The sequence below is a fragment of the Pontibacter sp. E15-1 genome (assembly GCF_022601975.1).
GTDB lineage: Bacteria > Bacteroidota > Bacteroidia > Cytophagales > Hymenobacteraceae > Pontibacter.
The window spans coordinates 99,524-124,266 of sequence record NZ_JAKVIR010000016.1 but is presented as its reverse complement, the minus strand read 5'-3'; the positions used below and the strand labels follow the sequence as shown (position 1 = coordinate 124,266).

Genomic DNA, 24,743 nt, shown 5'->3' with positions numbered 1-24,743 from the left:
TGATACAGCTAGTTTATACCATGAAAAGGTGTAAGGAAATATTGGCGGGGCCCGGTTTCTATACCACCATATAGTTGTTCCGTATAGGGGTGTTTTAAAATAGTCCTTCCCATATATCGATATGGCAGGAACCTGATTTAATCTTCTATTTTACTATTGATCAACTTCTTGATCTAGTCGTCATGACGGAGGTGAAAGCGATCTGTGGCAGCGCTTCGGCAAGCTCCACTGTTTATACATCTACTTTAGGTAATCAATGTCTGAAGTCGAGCCACTCCAGGCTCCTTTCCACTTGCAAGTGACTCTTCTTCACAAAGCCTCTGGTAGATTCTGTCTTTTGGTTATTTCCACTGCCCGCCCATACCCCTGTCTGCTTCCGTTTGCGGAAACAAAATGACACGCTCTACCAGCAGCGATAGATACTTTTGCCTGATCCCTGCCGCTACACGCCAGTGCGGTTGCACAAAAGATCGCATTCATAATGGCCCGAACCCTACGTGACCGCTCACTATTGTTATTCAGGATCTTTTTTTATAAATTCCCATAAGGAATCGGTTAGCTCTTCAAATTGGGATTACATAAACTAAAAACGCCTGGTCTCCATTAGTTTAATTCGATTCCCGCTTTTTACAAATCATCACATAGTCTATATAGCGGATAATGACGTTTTCCGACTGACCAGTATTTAAAGGAATCGAGAAAATTATGAATGTAGGGAAGATTAAATACTGCGCTTTTCTTATCTTTTTTTGCTGCTACTGCGCCACCTTTGCCCAAAGTTACAAATTTGAAAACTATTCGACACCGGAAGGCCTATCAAGCAGCACCTGTGTTGAAATATTTCAAGACAGTAAAGGATTTATGTGGTTTGGGACTATTGATGGCCTAAACCGGTATGATGGGTATGACTTCAAGGTGTTTCGCCCCATCATCAATGATACCACTTCCCTGAGCAACAACAGGGTATATGCGTTGGAAGAAGATCGATACGGCAACCTTTGGGTAGGAACAAAAAACGGGCTCAATGTATATCGGAAAGGAAAAGGGGACTTTCTGCGAATTAAATTGCACCATCAGCAACGCTCTCAAATCCAAGCGAAGGATGTTATTAACGATATCGTATATAACCCTCAGACCAACACGCTGTGGTTAGCCACAAAAAATGGTGTGAGCAAAGCGAAGTTGGATGTATTAGCGTCCGGCAACTTTGAGAAATTAGAATTCACGAACTATACCCTCCAACAGGACACTCCATTTTCACTCGGACAAAACGATGTTTCGAGAATTGAAATTGATAAGGATGGCCAGGTCTGGATGATTACGACAGCGGGTTTCTTACACCGCTACCGATCCAGGGAAGATGATTTTGATCATATCGAGATCAAACAATCGAGGCAGAACAAGGTTGATCACCTGCCGAAGTTAATCATGGTGGACAATGAGGGGAAAATCTGGATAGGCAACAACCTTTCCCAGCTCATCGTCATGGATCGGACAGGTGAGTTTGTTCAATTGCAAATCACTGACGAGGATATTGCCATATATGATATTTACCAGGACAATAAAGGGCTGATTTGGGTTGCAACCTCCAATCGTGGATTATTTGTCGTGAATTTGGAGGGGAAGCTGCAATACATTATTAACCAGGATGAAAACAACCCCTACTCTCTTCCCAATAACCAGACTTCTAAAGTCTTTCAAGATAAGGACAATATTTACTGGATAGCTACCTACAACGACGGTGTCGTTAAGTTAGACATGTCGAAAAGTGCGTTTGGCCACTATTTCAACAGAAACGCGCAAGGCTCAGATATCCAGATTGCACAAGCTGTTTTGCAGGATGCGAACGGAAAAATATGGATCGGAACTGACGGGGATGGATTAAGCTATTATGATCCGACCAAAGGTTCATTCAAACAATACCGCCATAATGAGGAAAACCCTCAATCGTTAAGCTCTGATAAAATTCTCTATCTGGAGGAGAGTTTCGACGGAAGCATTTGGGTATGTACCTTAAATGGTGGATTGAATAGGTTTTATCCACAGTCCGGTGTTTTTCAGCATTATAAATATGAGCTGTCGAACCCCTATAGTATAAGCCAAAATTCGATTTGGTGCGCAAAAGAAGATGACCAACGACGACTATGGGTCGGTACACAGGAAGCAGGCCTTAATGTCTTAGACCTTAATACCGGATTATTTAAATCTTACCTCAGTGACCCTAATGATTCTGCCAGCATTCTGGGGAATTATGTCTTTTCCTTGCTTATTGACTCTAAAAAAAGATTGTTGATCGGAACCTCTGTCGGAATCTGCTGGATCAGTTTAAGTCAAAGCCTGGACAAAAAAATAGTGTTTCATCAAATCAAGGAACCCAACATCACGGGAAATCTGGTCAACTCGATTTTCGAGGACCATCAAGGGGAAATCTGGGTTGGGACAGACCTGGGTCTGCATCACTTAAACGCCGATCTACAGCTTGTAAAGACCTATTCTACGATTGACGGCCTTCCCAATAACTTAGTGTTAGGGATTGAGGAAGATGATCAACATAAGCTTTGGATGACGACGAAGAGTGGAATGTGCCGGTTTGACCCACGCACAGAGAGCTTCAAAAACTACAATGTGAATGATGGCCTCCAAGGTATGGAGTACCAGAGTAAGTCAATCACTAAACTGTCAGATGGCAGGATATTGGCAGGAGGCATTAATGGCTTCAACCTGTTTCACCCGAATGAAATAAAGCAGGATAGCCTTACTGGTGGCCCTGTCATTACAAACCTCAAGCTGCTTAATCAGGACGTGTATGAGGGCAAGACAATAAATGGCAGGATGATCCTGTCCAAGCCCCTGGATCGGACAGAAAATATAACGCTGAAATACGATGAAGGCTATATCACGTTAGAATTTGTAAATCTTCATTTCCATAATCCGGACAAGGTAAAATATGCCTACAAACTCCACGGGGCCGATCAGGATTTTGTGAATGCCGGAAATACCCGATCGGCAAATTATTCCGGCTTGCCACCAGGAAACTACACCTTTGAAGTGAAGGCATCATTGGATGGGAACTGGGATGATGCCGCCTCTACAAAATTAAACATCGAAATACTGCCCCCGCCCTGGGCCACGTGGTGGGCATATATGATCTACGGAATAATTGGATTGGTAATTATCTGGGTGGTGTTTTGGTATTACTCCCGAATGTTGGATGAGGAGCGGCTACGGGAATTGGACGAAATGAAACTCGAGTTTTTCATGAATGTATCCCACGAGTTCAGGACGCCATTGACCTTAATCTTAAATCCAATAGACAAAATCATTTCTTCCTTCGACAAGCCGGAAGTTGTGAAAAACTCCGCTTTTACCATTCAGCGAAGTGCCAGGAGACTATTAAAACTGGTGAATCAATTGCTCGATTTTAGAAAAATGGACTTGGGGAAAGCGCCCCTTGATCCTGTGAAAGGAAACATCGTCAGCTTTTCAAAAGATATATTCAAACTGTTTGAGGATTTCTCAAAGGAAAAGTCGATTGACTTATCTTTTCATTCTCAAACAGACAAGATGTATATCTGGTTTGACCCAGACAAAATGGAGAAGATTCTCACCAATCTTCTTTCAAACGCGCTAAAGTTTACGAAAAAAGGAGGGAGCGTAAGCGTGTCCGTCTCCAGTGGCACGAAGAAATCGACAGAAGCTAAATTCTTTGCCAAAAACAAACAGCAGGAATATGTTGAGATAACTGTTACCGATACTGGGATTGGGCTGACAGAGAAACAGCTGAATGAGGTTTTCGATCGGTTCTACCATATCGACAACACAAATTCAGGTATGGGCATAGGGCTTAACTTTACGAAAAGCCTTGTAGAGCAACATGGCGGCGAGATTTCAGTCGAAAGTGAATTTGGCGTGGGCTCTCGATTCTCTATTCGAATCCCTAGTGACAGCGATCAAATGCGGGAGGCTTTAAGGACAAATAAAAAGATGCGGGAGGGCAGAAGTGAGTTTGACCTGAACAATGTGAAATCGTTGGAGTATGAACTCGCCATTTCTGATCTAGACCTGATCAACGATGAAGAAATAGACACCAATAACACGCCGCAACAAACCATACTGATCGTAGAGGACAATAAAGAACTAAGGGTGCACCTCAAGAATGAATTACACTCCCAGTTCAAAATTAAAGAGGCGGCAAATGGGCGAGAGGGATTGGAAAAGGCGAATAAGTTCTTCCCGGATTTAATTATCAGCGATGTGATGATGCCGGAGATGGATGGATTCGAGATGTGCCAGACCATCAAAATGAATATAGAGTTAAGTCATATACCCGTGATTTTGCTGACAGCCCGTAGTTTGGAAGAAGACCGACTGGAGGGATATTCTATCGGAGCCGACGCGTATTTACCAAAGCCGTTTAATGTTCATGTGTTAAGGGCCAGGATAAAGAATCTGCTGGAAGCTAAAAAGAGGTTAAAGGAGAAGTTTTTATCCCAGGCTGGATTTGTTGCTTCAAGCGAAATCACCAGTAATTCTCTGGACGAAAAATTCTTGGACGATGTCACAAAGATAATTTTGGACAATGTGAGTGATCCGGATTTTAGCTTAGAGCAATTGTTAAAAGAGATTGGTGTAAGTCGATCTCATTTTTACCGCAAGATCAACTCTTTGACAGGTCAGAACCCGAGTAATTTTATTCGGACCATCCGCCTCAAGTATGCAGCTGAGTTGCTGAAGACTAAATCTGGCTCGATCAAAGAGATAGCGTACAAAGCAGGGTTTAATTCTACAGCCTACTTTTCAAAGACCTTCCGGGAGTTGTTCGAAAAAACCCCGAAAGAATTTGCTGAAGAACATGCCATCGATCAGGTAGAGGTATAAATATCGGCTTCCCCTTTATAGAACTGCCCTGCGGCAGAGAAAAGGGGAAGCCGATAATGAAAGGCTAGTGCTTCGCCAATTTAATTACCAGAATTAGCGTTTGTTATTCTATGAATTAAAATGGTTTTTATACCTTATTTCTAATTCTGAATTTCTAATTTTTAATTTGGCGAAGCACTAGGCTATTGTCTTCTTGAAGTCGCCAATCTCCATACAGCACACCTGCTCCATTACCTGCTGTAGCTGTGTTTTCAGTATGCCAATGGCATGATCGCCCCCTTTGTTTCCTAAAGCGGCAACACTATACATAAAAGTCCTGCCCAGAAAAGTAAAATCAGCTCCGGCGGCCAAAGTCCGGGCGATGTCCGGACCGGATCTGATGCCACTATCCATCATCACTTTGATCTGATCCCCATACTTCTGAGCGATAGACTTTAGGGGAGTGATGGTGGATTGCCCCGCATCTAACTGTCGACCCCCATGATTCGATACAATGATGCCATCCAAGCCCAACCGGATAGCCTTTTGAGCGTCCTCTTCGCTTGCCACGCCCTTTAGCACGATTTTGCCTTTCCACATGTCACGGATAGGCGCGATTTTCTCCTCGTTTAACCTCCCCGAAAATGTCTGGTTCATAAACTGCCCGAGCTGCTTCAGATCAAGCCCCTTGGGTATATAAGGTTTCAACGATTCAAAACTTGGCTGGCCGTTGATCAAGGTCCGTAAAGCCCAGTCCGGGCGGCCCATGATTTGCAAAATATTGGTAAGCGACATGCTCGGCGGCATGGCAAGGCCATTCCGAATATCCCTTGGCCGGAAGCCGAAGGTGGGCACATCACAGAGCAACACTAACACCGGGCAGCCGGCGGCATCCGCCCTTTTGAGGATATCATCCCGAAGCCTGTTCTCTGTTGGGTGGTATAGCTGAAACCATGCTCTCCCTTCTGTCACTTCGCTCGCCCGCTCAATACTCATGGTGGTTACGGTGCTCAGAATAAAAGGCACATTGTTTTTGAAGGCGGCCTTTGCCAATATTTCCGGAGCGTTGGGCCACATCAATCCTTGCAATCCCACTGGCGCGATTCCAAAAGGCGCATCGTAGGTATGCCCGAACAGCTCCGTGCGCATGTCTGAGGTTTTGTGCTCTGACAAATATTGAGGTATGAGCTGTACCTCCCGCAACTCTCGTGTGTTTCGATCTAAATTGACATCTTCGTTGCAGCCTCCGTCCAGGTATTCGAACGCGAAACGGGGGATTTTTTTTCTCGCTTTGTTTCGCAGATCGTCTATTCCGGGATATCGACTGTCGTAATTCCACTTATTCATAATTCGAATATTTTATTCATTAACACCCACTTCTGATTCGGTTGGGCAAACGGTAAACGCGCTTGATATCGACCCATCAGCGTCTCCCACTCTTGCACCTTTTCGTTCGATAAATCGGCTTGCGCCTTGCCTTCAAAACTGAAGCTCTCCTCTACCTCCATGATCATGCACAACCTTGTCTCAATGAGATAGATTTCCATCGCCAAGATTCCCGAGCTTATGATGCTTTCCTTTATTTCGGGCCAAACGTTTTGATGATGCGCGATGTACGCTGCAATGAGATGAGGATCATCTTTAAGATCCAGTGTGAGACAATACCTTTTCATTTAAGCTACACTTCGGTTAAGGGAGCGCTTGGCATAGATGGCCACCACAATCAAACACAGCAGCGGCAACACGAATGAAAACCTGATCTCGGGTATGAATCCAAAGTAAGAGAGATCGCTCAGGCCTGTCCCTCCCTGATCGATGATGGTTGCCTGCAATGGTGGCATCAGGGCACCCCCGACAATTGCCAAGATCAGTCCTGCCGAACCGATTTTCGCTTCATCTCCCATCCCCGAAAGCGCTATCCCATATATAGTCGGGAACATGAGCGACATGGCAAAGGAAACCCCTACCAGACTGTATAACCCGATCATACCATCCAACACGATTGCGCCAGCCACAAAGAAGATTCCCAATAGGGCAAAGTAGAACATCAACTTTGAAGGAGAAATATAGCGTATGAGGAAAGTGCAAATCCATCGTGCAAGCAGAAAACAGACGGTAGAAGCCACCACATAAACCATCGCGTTCAATTGGTCATCAGCAGGTCGGTTTGCATTGATCGCTGTGACGTATTGGTAGATAAACGTCCAAACCATGATCTGACAAGCCACATAAAAGAATTGCGCGATGACTCCCTCGTAATAGTCCTTGTTCTGAAAAAGATGGCGCAACGTGCTTTTCAGATCCAGGGTAGTATCTGTAGGCTTTTTTATTTTTATATCTGTCATCATAAAAGTCACCAGAACGGCAAGCACAACAAACGCCAAAATGACATAAGGTGTGCTTACAACATTGAGGTCATGCACAATTACGGCGTGGTCATTTACCACGCCCACCTCCGCATTGGCCCCCATCTCAGTTTGCAGACGGTCTACCACAAAAATCCTTGCCACTACCTGACCGGTCAGCGCTCCGATCGGGTTAAAAGCCTGGGCAAGGTTGAGGCGCTGCGTGGCAGTGGACGGATCGCCCATGGCCAGAATCATTGGGTTGGCCGTGGTTTCTAAAAAGGCCAATCCAAACGTCAGCACATAAAACGAAATCAAAAACAGGTCGTAGTTGATCAGTCGGGCTGCCGGGAACATCATGAACGACCCGATGGCAAAAAGGATCAAGCCGACCACGATACCCGTTTTATATCTATATTTTCTGATAAACAAGGCAGCAGGTATGGCCATCGTGCCATACCCCCCGTAAAAAGCCAGCTGCACATAAGAGGCCTTTACGTTGGAGATGTTGAGCACATTCTTGAAGACCTCCACCATAGGGTTGGTAAGATCATTGGGAAAGCCCCAAAGGAAAAAAAGCGAAACAACCAGGATAAAAGGCAGCAGCATTGCTTTCGAAATGACCGGTGCCTGATTTGTTTCTGGGTGCGTTTTTGTTGTCATTGCCATGATCTTAACTGTCTATCAGGAAATATCAGACAGCTGAAAACCTATCTGATCAAATTGTAACTCCCTTGAATCCAAAAGTAAAAGCTTTCCAGAACCAGCCAGTGGGTATAGCACCAGTGCTCGCCTGCGAGGTTCCCTTGGCTAGACCTGTAAAAGAGAAGAGCATTCAAGAAGTGTCCGGTGAGGTGATAAAGTTTCTGAAGGCACTGCTGAATCTACTCTATACCTTCTTGTTTCAGGTTATTGCCCGGTCAAGGTGTACGTAGCCGCCATCGGCAAAAAGCCATTGGCCCGTCGTGTGCGAACTACGCCCTGATAATAAGAACACCGTCATACCGGCAATTTCCTCAGGTGTCGTCATTCGCTGTTCAAAAGGAATTTTCGACGTTATTTCCTTGATCTTCGATGCTGGATCTTCGAAGGTGTTTAGCCACTTTTCATACAAAGGCGTCATTACCTCAGCCGGGACAATCGCGTTTACACGTATACCGAAAGGAGCCAGCTCAACAGCCCATTCCCTGGTAAGCGCAAGCTGGGCACCTTTACACGCTGCATACCCTGAGGTCCCGCCCTGACCAGTCAGAGCAATCTTAGAACTGACGTTGATGATCGAGCCTTTGGTCTCTTTCAGGTGTGGCACGGCGTAGTGTACCAGGTCGTAGTAATGGGTGAGGTTCTTCATCAGGGAGTTCTTAAAGGCGGAGGAGCTCCCATCCACAAGGCCGACACCGTCGTTCGCACCAGCGTTGTTTACAACCCCGTCTATCCTTCCAAAGGCTGCGATGGTCTGATCAATAACATCCTTGCAGACACCATCCTCGCCAAGCTCAGCCACGATGACCAACGCCTGACCTCCATCTGCTTTTATCTGCTCAGCCAACCGATTCGCAGCGTCCGCCGACCGTCCGACAATCACGGGAATAGCATTCTCCTTGACTAACTCCAGTGTTATGGCCTCGCCAATGCCCTTGGCACCACCGGTGACTATAAATACCTTTTCCTCTATCTTTAATTCCATAATTCCATCTTCAGGTTATTTGGTAGAAATTCTTAGCTGTCTTTCCCATGATCTGGTTCTGTTCATCCGATGACAACTCTTGTAAACAATGCATCAGGGACTGGTGAATCCTGTCATAAGACCCGGCAACCAGACAAACCGGCCAATCTGAGCCATACATAAGTCTGGAGGGGCCGAAATTTTCCAGGCAACAATCAACGTACCGCTGCAGGTCTTCTCTTTGCCAGGTAGCCCAGTCTGCTTCTGTAGCCATACCCGATAGTTTAACATACACATGGTCAAGCTCACTGATCGACTTCATACAGGTGGCCCAATGCGCAAACGACTCATTTTTGATATCAGGCTTGCCGATGTGATCCAGCACCAGTCGCATCTCAGGCAGCTGCTTGATAAGTTTCAGGACTTCCGTTAGCTGCCCTTCTTTGGCGAGTATATCATATGTTAAATCGCTTTTGCCAACACTACTTATACCTTCCACAAACTTACGTTGGGTCATATACCCATCTGGCTCAGCTTGCAGTATATGCCGTACGCCTTTGAAGGCTGAAAATCCATTATAGTAATCTATGCGCTCCGGCAGCGTATCGCTCAAGAGGTCGAGCCAGCCCACCACTCCTTTGATCCAGGGATGTTGCGCGGACAAAGAGAGCAAAAACTCGTTCTCTTCCTCCGATTGGTCGGCCTGCACGGCAATGCATCCATCAAGTTGATGTTTGTCGAGTTCCGGTTTCAGATCTTCGGGCATGAAATCCCGTCGAATGAGCTGCATGTCCTCCCCGATCCAGGCGTCTCTTACCGGATCAAACTTCCAAAAATGCTGGTGGGCATCCAGTTTCATCCAGCGTACGCTTTCACCTCTTGCCGGGCACTGCCGAGACCGTCTATACCCAATTCGATCACATCGCCATCTTTGAGGTAGAATGGAGGCTTTTGTCCGAAGCCAACTCCCTCTGGGGTACCGGTAGAAATGATGTCGCCGGGCATTAAGCTCATGAATTGCGACAGATAAGCCACCACATGCTGTACATTGAAGATGAAGTCGCTGGTGTTGCCGTCCTGCATTTTCGTCCCGTTCAAGGTCAACCACAGCCGCATGTTGTTAGGGTTAGCCACTTCGTCTTTGGTGACCAAATAGGGTCCTAAGGGAGCAAATGTATCGCAGCTTTTGCCTTTTACCCACTGCCCTCCACGCTCTATCTGGAACTCGCGCTCGCTTACGTCGTTGTGCAACATATAGCCTGCCACGTAATCCAGCGCTTCTTCTTCGCGAATGTAGTTCGCGCGCTTGCCGATCACCACCGCCAACTCTACTTCCCAATCTGTTTTAGCACTGTTTTTCGGAATGATGATTGTGTCTTCAGGTCCTATCATGGAGGAAGTCGCCTTGAAGAATACCACCGGTTCTGCAGGTTCGGCCATACCACTTTCGGCGGCATGCTTGCGGTAATTCAGGCCAATGCAAACAATCTTGCCTGGTCGCTTAATCGGTGCCCCAAGTCGGGTAGTCGTGGGTACTACCGGAGCAGTCTCCATGTTGAAAGCAGCCTCAAGTTCTGCCAACCCATTGCCAGCAAAAAAATCCTCGTCAAAGTCATTTACCAGGCCGCTCACATCATACCGTATACCGTCTACTTCTATACCTGGCTTTTCGAAACCGGCTTCTCCAAATCGAATTAATTTCATCGGTTTAATAGTTTATTTTATTGAATTAGTTATTTAATGTGATAAATCCCCCATCTATCGGGAAGTCCGTGCCCGTGATAAAGGATGCCTCATCTGAACACAGGTAAAGCACCAGCGCTCCTATTTCTGCAGGCTTTCCCATACGCCCGATAGGCTGGGTGTTGGAGAGTGCCTGAAACATTTCTTTCTCGTTGCCGGGATAGTTCTTTGCCAGGAAACCATCCACAAAGGGGGTATGGACTCTTGCGGGAGAGATGCTGTTGCAGCGAATATTGTTTGCCAGAAAATCCCTGGCCACAGACAAGGTCATGGCATGGATGGCGCCTTTGCTCATGGAGTAGGCAAATCTGTCTGAGATGCCCACGTGGGCGGCAATGGACGATACATTGACGATCGTACCTCCTTTTGCCTTCATCAAATTCACTCCCTCTCTCAGGCACAGATAGGCGCCTTTCACGTTGATGTTGTAGATCCTGTCCATGTCTTCCGGTGAGGTATTGCTCACGTTGCCGATATGCGCGATCCCGGCATTGTTGATCAATATGTCAATCGGTCTGCCGTCCAAGGCTTGTTTCACACTTTGCTCATCCGATACATCGCACTTCACAGCGATGGCTTCGCCGCCTGCGTTCGTGATTTCGAGGGCAACCTCCTGCGCCTTGCTCTCATCCAAATCCAGGATGGACACCTTGGCTCCGTTGTTCGCCAGTGCTATAGCGATGGCTCTGCCTATTCCGCTGCCACCACCCGTCACGATGGCCCGCTTTCCGCTCAAATCAAATATCTTGTTCATAGTGATACTCCCCTTTTCCATGGTATAAAGTCGTTCTGTTCCAGCTCCATCGCCTTGGTCTTTTGTCCGCTGGCTACTGCAATGATCTTTTCTAAGAATTCCTCCCCGATCTGCTCAATAGAAGCCTCACCCCGCGTGATACCGCCGGCATCCAGATCAATCAGATCATTCATCCTGTTGTAAAGCGCGGTGTTGCTGGATATTTTGATCACGGGCGTGATGGGGTTACCTGTAGGCGTGCCCAAGCCTGTCGTGAACAAGATCACATTGGCCCCGGAGCCGGCAAGCCCTGTGGTTGATTCCACGTCATTGCCGGGGGTACAAAGCAGGTTAAGGCCCGGCTCGGTAACCGGCTCGGTATAGTCTAGTATAGCGCGCACAGGTGCTTTGCCGCCCTTTTTGGCTGCCCCGGCCGATTTGATGGCATCTGTAATCAGACCGTCTTTGATGTTTCCGGGAGAAGGATTCATATCAAACCCGGAACCCACAGCTTTCGCCCGCGCTTCGTATGCCCGCTGTATTCTCAGAAACTTCTCCGCGACCTCTCTTGAAACACACCTGTCGACAATGTTCTGCTCTACGCCGTTGAGTTCGGGAAACTCGCTCAGTATAGTTGCCCCGCCCAAGGCCACGATCAAATCGGATGCGTGACCTACGGCAGGGTTGGCAGAAATTCCAGAAAAACCGTCAGAGCCGCCGCACTCCAAACCAACTACCAACTTGTCCAATCCGGCAGGCTGCCTTTCAATCCTGTTGACAACACTTAGCTGCTCGACAGTCTGATCGATTGCTTCGGTGATTAACTTTTCTTCGGAAAGGAGTTTTTGCTGCTCCAGAAAAATGACGGGCTTTTGAATCTGAGGGTATAACTCTTTCTGAATTTGTTGAAACCAGTCTATTTGCGCATGCTGGCAGCCGAGGCTCAGCACAGTGGCACCAGCCACATTTGGATGGCTAACATAGCCTGCCAACAGCCTCAGAAGTGTTTCAGAATCCTGCCTTGTGCCTCCACAGCCCCCATGATGATAGAGAAATTTGATTCCGTCGATATTCTCAAACACCTGCTGCTGGGAGCTTGCCGCCTGGAAAGCAGTTTGAGAAGAAACCTTTGTTCTTACGTATTCCTCATACCGATTGGGCTTGTGGTACCCCAGCCCCTTAGACAAGGCTTCTTCAATCACTTTCAGGTTTCTGTTCTCACAAAAAACCAGGGGCACAAAAAGCCAATAGTTGGCTGTCCCGACACTACCGTCTGGTCTATGGTAGCCGTTAAAGGTCCGGCCGTGCCACTTCGCGATGTCTGGCACTTGCCAATCATACCTTGTTTGGTCGCGGATGACCACTTCATCTGCAAAGTGGGTGACGTTCTCAATCGTAATCACAGTACCGGCCTTTAGATCCCAATTGGCCATCCCGACGGGCACGCCATACATAACAACTTTGTCTCCTTTTAACAGATCCGTTGTTAAGAATTTATGCTTTTGCGCTACCGGCTGCTGAAGCGTCAATCTGAGGTCTTCATGTGTTATCTCGCCTGGCTCAAGGTCAACCAATGCCACCAGCACATTATCCGACTCATCTATCTTAAGTAACCTGTTTATCTGCATTTCGGATATTAGTTAGTAATCACTCTTGACTTGCATATTAGTAGTATTTGGCTTTGATTTAGACTAAAAATTAAATTAATTGCAATGCACAGGTGTGCATTGCAATTAATTCCATGGGAAAATATGTCACCATCACCGAAATTGCCCGGCAACTGGATTTGTCTCATTCCACGGTTTCGAGGGCATTGAGCAATCACCCGCGCATCAGTGAGAAGACCCGGGCGTTGGTGAAAAAGCTGGCGGATGAACTAGGGTATCAGGCTAACTCCACGGCTCACCATTTGAGCAAGGGGGAAAGCCAGATCATTGCCGTGATAGTGCCACAGCTCTCGCTCCATTTTTTCTCTAAAGCTATCGAGGGTATTCAAAAAGTTCTAAAAGAAACCGACTACTCTTTGCTCCTCTTTAGCACCGACGAATTTGTGGAGGAAGAAATACGCGCGATCCAGACATGCCTTAAACATCGCGTTGACGGTGTGCTGGTGGCTATATCCAGGGAAACAAAGAATTTCGATCATTTTGAGCAGCTGCTGAAACATGAAGTTCCGATTGTGTTTTTTGACCGAGTGGCCAACTTCCTTCCTGTCCCTAAGGTAGTTGCGAATGATTATCAGGCCTCGTTCAATGCGACGAAGCACTTGTTGAATACTGGTTGCAAATACATTGCGCACATAACCGGCAGTATCAACCTCAACAATAGCAACAACCGCCTTTACGGATACTTGGATGCATTGGCATCGCATGATATCCCGGTAAAGGAGTCTCTCGTTCATTACTGCGAATTCGACCTCTCCTCTATTGACCGGTTTTTACAAAAGACAATGGTGAAGTATCCGCAACTGGACGGTTTGTTTGTCTTTAATGACTATGTGGCCAACTATGCGGTAAATGTACTTAACAAGATGGGCAAGCGCGTGCCTGAGGACATTTCTGTAATTGGCTTTTCGGATGAGCCCGTGGCAACGTATATGACTCCACAACTCTCCACGGTTCAGCAAGTGGCCACCAAAATGGGTGAGCTTGCCGCTCAGAAAATCGTTTCGATACTACGTCATAACGAACCGATGTTGTCCGAAAAAATTGTTATCAACCCAGAGCTTATACTCAGAGAGACAACTAAGGATCTAATAATTGTCACTGAATCGGGTCAATGATTCCAGACGTGAAATTTTACCTTTCTTTTTCGTGCCCACATAGCTCCCAACCTCGTCTACCTGATTGAAGTTGACCAGGAAGCAGCTGACTTCACGGCAGGTTAAATTTTTGAACGATATTCATTTCGACTGGACCCCGACTAAAAAGAACGCGCCCCCCTAGACAGCCATGTATGAACGCCTCTTGGCTTTTAGAAAGGCAAATGGGCATACGCGCGTGCCGGTTAAATGGCCAGGTCGCTTTGATGTAGAACAGCAAAATTATATTTAGTGTACTGACACGCAACTGAATTTTAATGTAATTTTGTAACTGGCTTTGGAGATAAAAGGTCGCCATAGCTGTATTTGTTCTCATATAAGACATATACAAGGCCTTTTGGGTCTGAAAAAGACCTTACCTAAGATTGGCAATATGATTAGAATAAAAGATATAGCTGAGAAAGCGAACGTTTCGACGGGGACTGTAGACCGCATTCTTCACAACCGTGGAAGAGTGGCTGAAGATGTGCGCCAGCGCGTGTTAGAAATTGCAGAGGAACTTAATTACAAGCCTAATTTGCTTGCAAGAGCTTTGGTGAGCAACAAAACATACCATGTAGCTGCACTTATAGCTGACCCTTCCGAAGATAGTTACTGGCAGGCCCCTAAGGAGGGTATTGAGAAGGCTGAGGATGAGTTGAAACAGTATGGCATTAGGATTACGAAGTTCTTTTTTGATCCCGTAGACGCCGACTCCTTCTCTACGGCAGCGAATAAAGTTGTCAGCAAGGCTTTCGATGGCATATTAATAGCCCCTTTGTTTTACCGGCAGTCATTAGCGTACTTTAACAAATGGAGGCGTGAGAACATCCCGTTTGTGCTCTTCAACACGCACATCCCGGATTATGAGCCGCTCATGTACATAGGCCAGGATTCTTACCAAAGTGGTTTGTTGGCCGGAAAACTCCTGCATTACGGCTGCAGCGAGACGGCTACCCTGGCGGTGATCCATATCGAAGAAGACATTCTCAACTCGTCTCATCTGATACACAAGGAACAAGGGTTCAAGGATTACTTTGCTCAGGATGGCCTGGCAAACAGGTATGAAATTCTGCAGATTGACCTTCAGAGTAATTCCCAGCAAACGATACCCCAGCAGTTAAATCATTATTTCAAAAGCGCAGGCAATATAAACGGGGTATTTGTAACGAATTCCAAGGCGTATATCATTGCAGAATATATACAGCAACGGAAACTCCAGCATATAAAATTGGTCGGCTATGATTTGATTGAGAGAAACCTGCATTACCTCAACAGCGATATGATCAGTTTCCTTATCAACCAGAACCCGAAGGGCCAGGGCTATTGGGGTGTTCAGGCCTTGGCAGACCATCTCATATTCAAGAAAAAGAACAACCCGATCAAGTATCTTCCATTGGATATCATCACAAAAGAGAACCTGCACTACTACATCGAAGCTGATTCATAAATTGAGGCTATGGCGTAGACCGTAGCTTGTTGTTCCGCTTTCAGGTATCGTGCCCTGCCGCCGCCCATCCCTTATTTACACAGCGGCAACAAGGTAGACATCCACTTCACCGGGTTCTGCCAATCTTGGCGTTTCAGGCTGCCCACAGGCAGTGTAACCAGCACCGTGTGCCAGCCTTTTTTCACTGGCGCGGCTACAGGTGGGCGAAATTCATACCCTTCGTCGAAGAGGAAGGGTATGAATTTCGCTTCTGTCCGGTGCGCCTCCAGGCTGGGGGGTATAAGCTGCCCGTTCAGATAGATGTTGCTGCCCCTATCGTTCAGGTACCGAAGTCGGGTGTATGGCGCCTTGGTGATGCTGCCGATAAGCAGAAAAACAAAGAGGAACTTTGCCATGTAGAGTAATTGAAGTAATGGGCAGGAAACTCAGATACAACCCATTGAATCGCATTAAGTACGACATGTATACATATACTATTATGTAGTAAAGATCCTACTCTAGCCTTGCCTGTAAAGAGCAATTGAGTAGCTATGGTATTACTTGCTTTGGGAAATAGGCGTGCCCATACCGAGAAGAGATACTCAGTTTGATCACATCATGTAAAACCAACCGCTGACGCCTGGCTTCCTTTCCCCATTATTTAAAATTAGAAAAAACAACTTCACGGGCACCTCAACCCCTATTCCGCGCAACGGTTACCTAAAATCCTATACGTTATCCTTGTATCTGCTCCTGCGCGAATCAGCCATCATTTCATAGGCGCTGCTGCGTGGGTATAGGTTCCTGGTGTATCAGCTTAAGATGCTGTTATACATGGCGATGACTACCGGCAACGTGCTATTGTCTAATAAAAGAGAGCGCCTTTTTGTGCAACACTGAGCTAGGCATGCACTATTTCAAAGGATATTTTTTGGAAACAAGATTTTTGCTTATGTTTGTGTGCTCGTACACGCATATCCAAAATACTTTAATCCTCATATCATGGCCCGATTAAACCTTCTTGAAGAAACCCGCTTTGAAAAACTTCCGGTATCCGTTTATCCTCATGAGCATATTGCCTCAGTGAAGGTTGCCTGTCGCATTGCAGCCCTTATCCGCAGCAAGCACCAAAACGGAGAGCGGGCCGTGTTAGGACTTGCGACAGGTGCCACTCCTGTAGGGGTATATGCGGAGCTGGTGCGCCAGCACCGCGAGGAGGGACTGAGCTTCCAGAACGTGGTGACCTTTAACCTGGATGAGTACTACCCGATGAGCCCTACGGCCGCCCAGAGCTATGTCACGTTCATGAACGAGAACCTTTTCGACCACGTCGATATACCCAGGGAGAATATCCATATACCGGATGGCACCCTTGACAGAGATGAGATCACGACGTATTGCCTGGACTATGAACGTAAGATTGAGGCCTTAAATGGCTTGGATCTCCAGCTGCTCGGCATCGGCCGCACCGGACATATTGGCTTCAACGAGCCAGGCTCGGCCCCCAACTCCGGCACCCGCCTCGTGACGCTGGACGACCTGACGCGCCGAGACGCGGCCCGCGACTTCGGTGGCAAGGAAAACGTGCCCACCAAAGCCATCACGATGGGCATTGGCACCATCTTCAAGGCCCGCGAGATCATCCTGATGGCCTGGGGCAAAAAGAAAGCCCCCATCATTAGAAAAGCCGTGGAGGGAGAGATTTCCTCTGAAGTTCCCGCCACCTACCTGCAGCTTTCGGACAAGGTGGAGTTTGTGCTGGATGCCGACGCTGCCTCCGAGCTGACCCGACTGAATGAGCCGTGGCTGGTGAAAGACTGCGTGTGGGACGAGGCGCTGACCAAGAAGGCCGTTATCTGGCTTGCACAGGCCTTAAATAAACCCATTCTAAAACTGACCGACGAAGACTATAACAACCACGGCATGGCACAGCTGGCCGTGCAGAACGGCCCCGCCTACAACATCAACATCCATGTGTTCAACCAGCTGCAGCATACCATCACGGGCTGGCCGGGCGGCAAACCCAACGCCGACGACTCGCAGCGGCCCGAGCGCGCCGAGCCTGCCCGGAAGCGCGTGATCATCTTCTCCCCGCACCCCGATGACGATGTGATCTCGATGGGCGGCACCTTTATACGCCTCGTGGACCAGGGCCACGACGTGCATGTGGCCTACCAAACCAGCGGCAACACGGCGGTATGGGACGACGACGCCTTACGTTTCGTAGAGTTTGCCATCGACTTTAACAAAGTGTTAGGGTATGACGGCGAATCACTTGGGGCGGCTTATCAGAACATGCGCAAGTTCTTAAAAACAAAGCAGCCAAACCAGACGGATTTACATGAGATATTAGAAGTAAAGGGGCTTATTAGAAAGGGAGAAGCCAGGGCCGGCGCTCGGTTTGCCGGTTTGCCTGACGAGAACATTCATTTTATGGCCTTGCCTTTCTATGATCGGGCGAAGACGCAGAAAAGAGAGATTTATAGTGATGATATCCAGCAAACGATAGACTTGCTGCGAAAAGTAAAGCCGCACCAGATATTTGCAGCAGGTGATTTTGCAGACCCGCATGGCACACACAAGGTTTGCTTTGACATCATCATAGCGGCCATTGCGCAGCTCCGTGAAACGGAAGACTGGGCCAGGGAGTGTTGGCTGTGGATGTACCGCGGTGCCTGGCACGAGTTTGAGACACACCAAATAGAGATGGCCGTGCCGCTGTCGCCGCAGGAGGTGGAGCGCAAGCGGAACGCCATCTTCAAGCACCAGTCGCAGAAGGACAGACCTGTGTTTCCGGGGGATGATGCGCGTGAGTTCTGGATAAGGGCTGAAGACCGCACCAGTGAGACCGCGAAAGCATACAACAGATTGGGGTTAGCTGAGTACGAAGCCATGGAGGCTTTTGTACGGTATAAATTTTAGGGTATACTTTGGCTTTCAGAGGTAAGCCTGAAGGCAATGCCCGATTCACTACCTGCCTTGTTAACAGGCAAACCTACTTTTGCGCCTTTCCAATTGTCATTTGTAAAGTAATTCAGCCTGTGGAGATGGAGCGGAAAACGTGGAATAAAATTTTCCATAGCTTTGCTTTAAACATCACAAACAAGCAAGATGCAGCATAACCAGAGAATCATCGGCATTGACATTGGAGGCACTAAAACCCATATAGGTTTGGTGCAAGACGGGAAAATTATTCTCGAGAAAAAAATACCAACCTCCTCGCATGCTTCCCAGGAGCAGATTCTAGAAGAGACAGCTCAAGGGATTAAGCACTTGATTGATTCCGACACATTAGGAATTGGGATAGGTGTACCAGGCTTGGTCGATGAAAAAAGAGGTGTTGTTTGCAGTGTGCAGAATATCCCCTCCTGGAAAGAAGTACCCCTTAAACAATACCTGGAGGACTACTTCGGCAGACCCGTTTACGTCACGAACGATGCAAACTCCTTTGTACTTGGAGAAAAGCTATATGGGAAGGGCAAGGAATTCAGGAACATTGTTGGCGTTACCCTGGGCACCGGTTTCGGGTCGGGTATCATCGCAAATAACAAACTTTACTCTGGCACCCTTTCCAGTGCTGGCGAGTTCGGGGGGATCCCATACTTAGATAAAACCATCGAAGACTACTGTAGCGGCAAGATGTTTGAAAATGGCTTTGGCATGAACGGCGGCATGGTTCGGGAACTTGCCGAAAAAGGACATACTGACGCGTTGGAAATATTCGAGCAGTTTGGCCATCACCTCGGGAGTGCCTTAAAAATCATCCTATACGCCCTGTCACCGGAAGCTATATTCCTGGGCGGGTCAATCAGCAAAAGCTTTCCGTTTTTCGAGAAAGCGATGCGCAACAGCCTGGCGACTTTCCCCTTTAAAACTGTTTTGGATAGAACAGTTATTGAGCCCTCGGCAATTGACAAAGCAGCGGTATTGGGGGCCGCAGCCCTCTTCCAAATGAAAAACAAAGCTAAAACTTCCTTCAATAAAGCATCTGTATGACAATAAAGAAAACGCTCACCGTACTTGCTACTTCTGCCTGTGTTCTGTCGGGGCACTTAGTTAGCCCTGCTCCCGCCATGGCGCAGCAAAGCGCCACACAGCAGCAAACGATCTCTATTATTCCGAAACCGGTAAAACTTACGCAGCAAAGCGGCAGCTTCCCACTCGGGAAAGAAACCCGAATCTTTGTGGACCCAAAGAACGAAGAGCTGCGCAAGATAGGAGAATACCTGGCCAGGCATATAAAAGAGATGACCGGGGTGCAGCCGGCAGTGGAGCAAAAAGCGCCTGCCAAAAACAGCAGCAATTACCTGCACCTCACGCTTAGCGCTCCAATCGACACACTGGGCGCCGAAGGGTATACCTTACATGTGACACCGGAGAAGGTGACACTTGCCGCCAAAGAACCGCAGGGGATTTTCCTGGGCACGCAAACCGTTCGGCAGCTTTTGCCCGCAGCGCCCACGACGGCCCCGGTAAGCCTGCCTGCCCTGGCTATAGTAGACAAGCCCCGCTACGAGTGGCGCGGCATGCACCTGGATGTGGCCCGCCATTTCTTCCCGGTAGAGTTCGTGAAAGAGTACATCGATTACCTGGCCATGCACAAGATGAACACCTTCCACTGGCACTTGACCGAGGACCAGGGCTGGCGCATTGAGATTAAAAAATACCCGAAGCTGACCGAAGTAGGCGCCTGGCGCGATGGCACCCTGATCGGCCATTACAGCGACCAGCCGCATAAGTTTACCAATGAGCGCTACGGCGGATTTTATACCCAAGAGCAGATAAAGGACGTGGTAAAGTATGCGCAGGAGCGCTACATTACGGTAATACCAGAAATTGAGATGCCGGGACACGCCTTAGCGGCACTTACGGCCTACCCGGAGCTCTCCTGTACCGGCGGCCCGTTTGAAGTCGAGAAAAAGTGGGGCGTGTTCGATGATGTGTTCTGCGCGGGAAACGAGCAGACGTTCACTTTTCTGGAAGACGTGATGACGGAGGTGCTGGCGCTGTTCCCCAGCAAGATCGTGCACATCGGGGGAGATGAGTCGCCGAAAGCCCGCTGGGAAAAGTGCCCGAAGTGCCAGAAGCGCATCGCCGACGAGGGCCTGCATGACGAGCACGAGTTGCAGAGTTACTTTATCCAACGCATGGAGAAATTCCTGAATGCCAAAGGCAGAACCATTATCGGCTGGGATGAAATCCTGGAAGGTGGTTTGGCACCCAACGCCTACGTCATGTCGTGGAGAGGAACCGAAGGAGGCATTGCCGCTGCCAAGCAGCATCATTATGTGGTGATGACACCCGGATCGCATGTATACTTCGACCACTACCAGGGCGAGCCAAGCCTGGAGCCCACCGCCATCGGAGGCCATACCACGCTGGAGAAAGTATACGCTTTTGAGCCAACGCCGGCAGTGCTTTCCGCTGAGGAGAAAAAGTATATCCTGGGCGCGCAGGCCAATGTATGGACCGAGTATATCCCTACCGAGGATCAGGTGGAATACATGATCATGCCGCGTATCTCGGCCCTGTCGGAAGTGCTCTGGACACCGGCCGCCAGGAAAGACTGGAACGATTTCCAGACGCGTATGCAGCAGCAGTACAAGCGCTTTGATCACATGGGCGTAAACTATGCCCGCAGCACCTTTAACGTGAAGCAGCAAATAGCGGTAGACCCTAGCCAGGCTGCGGCCACTGTAACGCTTGCTACCGATGCCACAGGCCCTCAGATTTTCTATACACTGGATGACTCTGAGCCGACAACTGCATCGCTGGCGTACAGCCAACCTTTTGAGCTTAAGAAATCTGCCGTAATCAAAGCGGCCTCCTTTGATGAAAAAGGGAAACAGCTGGGCAAGGTAAGCGCAAAAGAACTGAACCAGCACAAGGCTTTCGCGCACGCTGTTACGCTGAAGCATACCCCGCACCGCAGCTACACGGCCACTGGCCCTGGCACGCTGGTGGATGGCCAACTGGCAAGCAACAGCTTCACCAACGGGCAATGGCTCGGTTTTTTGGGCACTGACATAGAGGCTGTGATCGACCTGAAGGAGAAAAAGCGCATCAACAGCATCACCAGCTCCTACCTGCAAACCAAAAACGACGGGATCCAACTTCCGGAGCAGGTAGAGTTTGCCGTGTCAAAGGATGGCAGGAAGTATAAAACCGTGAAGGTGATCAGCGAGCTTAGCGACAAGCCGGGTGTGTTTAAGGAAGTGCTGACGGCTGAGTTAAGCGGCACAAAAGCGCGTTATATCAGGGTAACAGCTAAGAACCCTCGCCCGGGCACTGACCAGGACAAAGGAAAGGCCTGGCTGTTTACCGACGAGATTATTGTAAAATAACCGCAACCGGAAAGCCAATAGGAAGAGCAGGCCCTGTCTTACAGCATAGGGCCTGCCTTTTCTTTTACATGTAAATCTGTATTCTTAATCAGCCCAACGCTTTAAAGGGCCATACCTTCCGGATTCAAAAAAACAATAAATATGCATCTGAAAGCTTTTTCTAAGCTACAAACTACCCTGTTTGTGCTGGCTGGCTTGTGTTGTCACCTCGTGCAGCACCACTACCCGGCAAGACGGTACCCCTTTGGCTACAGCGGCAAGCTACCCGTTTGGCACCAGGCCAGGCAGTAAGTTAGTTGCCCTTGATTGGCTTACTTTTGTCGCGGTACAGGCTTACGGGCCCGTCCGGCAGCACGGCGGTCACGGTCAGGCTTCATCCAGCACGCACACTGAGAACGAGGAGGATAAAGCGTACTAGCGTGTGCTTGTATTTCATATCAACGGCAGATGTGAGCTGGCTTCTTTGCTGCTGGCTTGTCTCGCGGCAGCCATTGGCAACGCATCATGAATGCTTACCTCACCATGATTTCGTCAGCGAAAAGCCAGCCGGGTTGCCCTGCCCCGTTGTGTCCTTCGGGCAGCAACGTAAGGTGATAGGCAGTTACCCGCACATACTTCGCTTTCTGCGCCGGAAAATCGGCTTTGAAGTCGTGCATGGTAGCCTCCTGCTCGTTCAGCGACACCGGGTTTTTCACGGTTTTCACTTCTTTAAAATTCTTGCCGTCAGTGGATACCTCAAACTTTACTGCGGTAGGCATAAAAATCCAGTCGCGGTAGTGCTGCAGGGCACCCAGGGAAATGTTAGAGATGGATTTTGTCTCGCCTAGGTCGATGGTGGCCACCATGTCGCGGCCGCTGAAGCCATGCCAGTATTTGCCCACTACCTGCCTGCCGCGCACGCCGTCGGTCAGGGAGTTTGGCCCGTCGGCCATGTAGTGCTTACTTACCGGGTTTTCATACTTTACCTCGCGGCCAACGGCCTTGTGCATGCTAAACGACTGCTCCGCAGGCTTCAGGCCCATCACTTTGCCATTTACCACTGTCACGGCCTTTAGCACAACCGACGAATCGATCTGGATAGGCTGTGTATATTTTATACTTTGGGTAGTAGGCTCAGCGCCGTTTAAGGTGTAGTATACCTCACCGTTCATGGCCTCCGTAAAAAGGCTCACCAGTAGTTTGCCGCCCTCAGAGCTTGGCTTGATGTCCACGGTAAAATTGCCTTTGGAGTAGGTAAGCCCTTTCTGGTCGAAGGCTTTGAATTGGGGCTGTAAGCGCTGGTTGAAGCTTGCCCAGTCGCGGCTTTCCTTCGGCGACCATACCACCTCGGCCAGTGCCAGCATACGCGGCAGCACCATGTACTCCAGTTGCGAGGCCGTGGGGATATACTCCGTCCAGACGTTGGCCTGGGCGCCCAGTACGTGCCTGGCTTCTGCTGGTGTCAGCTCTTTCGGTATCGGCTCATAGTCGTATACTTTCTTCAGGGTGTTGAAGCCGCCAATGGCCAGCGGCTCGCCTTCGGGGCCAGCCTGGTAATGGTCGAAGTATACCGGGGAGCCTGGCGTCATGATCACATCGTGGCCCATTTTGGCCGCGGCAATGCCCCCGCTTTCGCCACGCCAGCTCATCACAGTTGCCTGCGGGGCCAGTCCGCCCTCCAAAATCTCATCCCAGCCAATAATGCGGCGGTTTTTGGTGAGCAGGTACTTTTCCATGCGCTTGATAAAGTAGCTCTGCAGTTCCTCCACGTTCTCCAGCCCTTCGGCCTGCATGCGTGCCTGGCACTTGGGGCACTTCTTCCAGCCCGATTTATCTACCTCATCGCCGCCGATGTGCACGTACTGCGAGGGGAAAAGGGCCACGACCTCGTCCAGCACGTCCTCCAGAAAAGCAAACACCTCTTCGTTGCCCGGGCAGTAGTTGGAGCTAATGCCTGTGTAGTCGCCGCCCGTGATGGGCAGCTGCGGTTTGCCGCTACAGCTCAGGTGCGGGTAAGCGGCGATGGCCGAGGCCACGTGGCCCGGCATCTCAATCTCCGGCACTACCCTTACATTGCGCTGCATGGCATACGCCACGATATCCTTCACCTGTTCTTGGGTATAATACCCGCCGTAGGTCGGCTCTTCGCCTGGTTTTGCCTGTGGCCTTGCGTCCCAGGGTTTGTCGTTTTGGTCTACGCGCCAGGCGCCTACTTCCGTTAGCTTTGGGTATTTCTTAATCTCGATGCGCCAGCCCGGATCGTCTACCAGGTGCCAGTGCAGGGTGTTCATCTTATACATGGCCATCAGGTCAATGTACTGCTTCACGGCCTCCGGCGAGAAGAAATGGCGGCTCACATCCAGGTGCATGCCGCGCCAGCCAAAGCGTGGGTAGTCGGCAACGCGCATCGCGGGCACCTGCAAGGCAGCGTTGGTGCGCACGGCCGGCAGCGTCTGCAGCACCGACTGGATACCATACACGATACCGGCTTTGGAGTTGGCTTTTATACTTATCCCGGAGGGAGAAACATTCAACTGATACCCTTCGGCACCGATGCCGACTATACTTTCGATGGCCAGTTTGATGGCTTTGCCCTTTCGCTTTTTGATGGGCAGCTCGTAGCCGGAAATTTCTTTGATGCGTGCAGCCAGAAACTCGGCGGCCGGTTTCAACTCCTTTATCTCATTCTCCAGGTGCATGGAAGTATGGCTGTCGATAACGAAGCTGCCTTCGCTGCGCTGTATACTCACCGGCTGCGGGATAATGCTGACCGGCTCCTGTGCCAGCACCAGAAAGGGGAAGAAAACAGTTAAAAGAAGGGTTATCTTCTTTGTCATGGTAAAAATA

17 protein-coding genes are annotated in these 24,743 nt (G+C 49.0%); 7 read left to right on the top strand and 10 right to left on the bottom strand.

The genetic code is table 11. The annotated features are described in order from the left end of the window. The first annotated feature begins 705 nt into the window (after positions 1-705). Positions 706-4,878, top strand: a complete 4,173-nt coding sequence (locus MKJ04_RS12835; protein WP_241642047.1) for a hybrid sensor histidine kinase/response regulator transcription factor — start codon at positions 706-708, stop codon at positions 4,876-4,878. 177 nt (positions 4,879-5,055) lie between these two features. Here MKJ04_RS12835 and MKJ04_RS12830 read toward each other — a convergent pair whose 3' ends face one another. The 8 genes from MKJ04_RS12830 to MKJ04_RS12795 form a co-directional block, all read right to left on the bottom strand. Continuing rightward, the gene (locus MKJ04_RS12830; protein WP_241642046.1) at positions 5,056-6,204 is read right to left on the bottom strand and encodes an alpha-hydroxy acid oxidase; all 1,149 of its coding nucleotides are present in this window, start codon (positions 6,202-6,204) and stop codon (positions 5,056-5,058) included. Next, positions 6,201-6,530 carry an L-rhamnose mutarotase gene (locus MKJ04_RS12825; RefSeq protein ID WP_241642045.1) on the bottom strand — a complete coding sequence of 110 codons (330 nt, stop codon included), beginning with the start codon at positions 6,528-6,530 and terminating at the stop codon, positions 6,201-6,203. The genes MKJ04_RS12830 and MKJ04_RS12825 overlap by 4 nt, the downstream gene beginning before the upstream one ends. Beyond that, positions 6,531-7,871, bottom strand: coding sequence for an L-fucose:H+ symporter permease (gene fucP, locus MKJ04_RS12820; RefSeq protein ID WP_241642044.1), 1,341 nt, complete (start codon positions 7,869-7,871; stop codon positions 6,531-6,533). A gap of 235 nt (positions 7,872-8,106) precedes the next feature. Continuing rightward, positions 8,107-8,889: an SDR family oxidoreductase gene (locus tag MKJ04_RS12815; RefSeq protein ID WP_241642043.1), complete on the bottom strand. Its 783-nt coding sequence runs from the start codon at positions 8,887-8,889 to the stop codon at positions 8,107-8,109. 10 nt (positions 8,890-8,899) lie between these two features. Beyond that, positions 8,900-9,727 carry an amidohydrolase family protein gene (locus MKJ04_RS12810; protein ID WP_241642042.1) on the bottom strand — a complete coding sequence of 276 codons (828 nt, stop codon included), beginning with the start codon at positions 9,725-9,727 and terminating at the stop codon, positions 8,900-8,902. Beyond that, positions 9,724-10,572, bottom strand: coding sequence for a fumarylacetoacetate hydrolase family protein (locus MKJ04_RS12805; protein WP_241642041.1), 849 nt, complete (start codon positions 10,570-10,572; stop codon positions 9,724-9,726). Before MKJ04_RS12805 ends, MKJ04_RS12810 begins: the two co-directional genes overlap by 4 nt. Positions 10,573-10,597: 25 nt before the next feature. Beyond that, on the bottom strand, positions 10,598-11,356 hold the full coding sequence (locus MKJ04_RS12800; RefSeq protein WP_241642062.1) for an SDR family NAD(P)-dependent oxidoreductase: 759 nt from the start codon (positions 11,354-11,356) through the stop codon (positions 10,598-10,600). Between the two features lie 5 nt (positions 11,357-11,361). Then, positions 11,362-12,972 carry a UxaA family hydrolase gene (locus MKJ04_RS12795; protein WP_241642040.1) on the bottom strand — a complete coding sequence of 537 codons (1,611 nt, stop codon included), beginning with the start codon at positions 12,970-12,972 and terminating at the stop codon, positions 11,362-11,364. A 113-nt stretch (positions 12,973-13,085) separates the two neighbouring features. Between MKJ04_RS12795 and MKJ04_RS12790 the strand changes: the two genes are divergently transcribed. Together MKJ04_RS12790 and MKJ04_RS12785 are read left to right on the top strand one after the other, a co-directional pair. Beyond that, entirely contained in the window at positions 13,086-14,126 is a 1,041-nt protein-coding gene (locus MKJ04_RS12790) for a LacI family DNA-binding transcriptional regulator (RefSeq protein WP_241642039.1), read from the top strand. A gap of 376 nt (positions 14,127-14,502) precedes the next feature. Further along, positions 14,503-15,594, top strand: a complete 1,092-nt coding sequence (locus tag MKJ04_RS12785) for a LacI family DNA-binding transcriptional regulator (protein WP_241642038.1) — start codon at positions 14,503-14,505, stop codon at positions 15,592-15,594. Between the two features lie 71 nt (positions 15,595-15,665). Here MKJ04_RS12785 and MKJ04_RS12780 read toward each other — a convergent pair whose 3' ends face one another. Beyond that, complete coding sequence (locus MKJ04_RS12780; RefSeq protein WP_241642037.1) at positions 15,666-15,989, bottom strand: hypothetical protein; 324 nt, start codon at positions 15,987-15,989, stop codon at positions 15,666-15,668. A 586-nt stretch (positions 15,990-16,575) separates the two neighbouring features. Here MKJ04_RS12780 and nagB point away from each other — a divergent pair. The 4 genes from nagB (at position 16,576) to MKJ04_RS12760 (ending at position 22,208) form a co-directional block, all read left to right on the top strand. Further along, a complete protein-coding gene (gene nagB / locus MKJ04_RS12775) occupies positions 16,576-18,495 on the top strand; it encodes a glucosamine-6-phosphate deaminase (protein WP_241642036.1) in 1,920 nt (639 codons plus the stop codon). 189 nt (positions 18,496-18,684) lie between these two features. After that, on the top strand, positions 18,685-19,569 hold the full coding sequence (locus MKJ04_RS12770; RefSeq protein WP_241642035.1) for an ROK family protein: 885 nt from the start codon (positions 18,685-18,687) through the stop codon (positions 19,567-19,569). Next, complete coding sequence (locus MKJ04_RS12765; RefSeq protein ID WP_241642034.1) at positions 19,566-21,917, top strand: family 20 glycosylhydrolase; 2,352 nt, start codon at positions 19,566-19,568, stop codon at positions 21,915-21,917. Before MKJ04_RS12770 ends, MKJ04_RS12765 begins: the two co-directional genes overlap by 4 nt. Positions 21,918-22,058: 141 nt before the next feature. After that, the gene (locus MKJ04_RS12760; protein ID WP_241642033.1) at positions 22,059-22,208 is read left to right on the top strand and encodes a hypothetical protein; all 150 of its coding nucleotides are present in this window, start codon (positions 22,059-22,061) and stop codon (positions 22,206-22,208) included. Positions 22,209-22,429: 221 nt separating this feature from the next. Here the strand turns inward: MKJ04_RS12760 and MKJ04_RS12755 are convergent, their stop codons facing one another. Further along, positions 22,430-24,733: a family 20 glycosylhydrolase gene (locus MKJ04_RS12755; protein WP_241642032.1), complete on the bottom strand. Its 2,304-nt coding sequence runs from the start codon at positions 24,731-24,733 to the stop codon at positions 22,430-22,432. Between the last annotated feature and the right edge of the window lie 10 nt (positions 24,734-24,743).

Coding starts and splice junctions, on each gene's coding strand:
- MKJ04_RS12825 (WP_241642045.1), bottom strand. CDS start 6,530: ATGAAAAGGTATTGTCTCACACTGGATCTTAAAGATGATCCTCATCTC.
- MKJ04_RS12755 (WP_241642032.1), bottom strand. CDS start 24,733: ATGACAAAGAAGATAACCCTTCTTTTAACTGTTTTCTTCCCCTTTCTG.
- MKJ04_RS12770 (WP_241642035.1), top strand. CDS start 18,685: ATGCAGCATAACCAGAGAATCATCGGCATTGACATTGGAGGCACTAAA.
- MKJ04_RS12780 (WP_241642037.1), bottom strand. CDS start 15,989: ATGGCAAAGTTCCTCTTTGTTTTTCTGCTTATCGGCAGCATCACCAAG.
- MKJ04_RS12810 (WP_241642042.1), bottom strand. CDS start 9,727: ATGAAACTGGATGCCCACCAGCATTTTTGGAAGTTTGATCCGGTAAGA.
- MKJ04_RS12765 (WP_241642034.1), top strand. CDS start 19,566: ATGACAATAAAGAAAACGCTCACCGTACTTGCTACTTCTGCCTGTGTT.
- MKJ04_RS12835 (WP_241642047.1), top strand. CDS start 706: ATGAATGTAGGGAAGATTAAATACTGCGCTTTTCTTATCTTTTTTTGC.
- fucP (WP_241642044.1), bottom strand. CDS start 7,871: ATGGCAATGACAACAAAAACGCACCCAGAAACAAATCAGGCACCGGTC.
- MKJ04_RS12805 (WP_241642041.1), bottom strand. CDS start 10,572: ATGAAATTAATTCGATTTGGAGAAGCCGGTTTCGAAAAGCCAGGTATA.
- MKJ04_RS12815 (WP_241642043.1), bottom strand. CDS start 8,889: ATGGAATTAAAGATAGAGGAAAAGGTATTTATAGTCACCGGTGGTGCC.
- MKJ04_RS12830 (WP_241642046.1), bottom strand. CDS start 6,204: ATGAATAAGTGGAATTACGACAGTCGATATCCCGGAATAGACGATCTG.
- MKJ04_RS12790 (WP_241642039.1), top strand. CDS start 13,086: ATGGGAAAATATGTCACCATCACCGAAATTGCCCGGCAACTGGATTTG.
- nagB (WP_241642036.1), top strand. CDS start 16,576: ATGGCCCGATTAAACCTTCTTGAAGAAACCCGCTTTGAAAAACTTCCG.
- MKJ04_RS12760 (WP_241642033.1), top strand. CDS start 22,059: ATGCATCTGAAAGCTTTTTCTAAGCTACAAACTACCCTGTTTGTGCTG.
- MKJ04_RS12795 (WP_241642040.1), bottom strand. CDS start 12,972: ATGCAGATAAACAGGTTACTTAAGATAGATGAGTCGGATAATGTGCTG.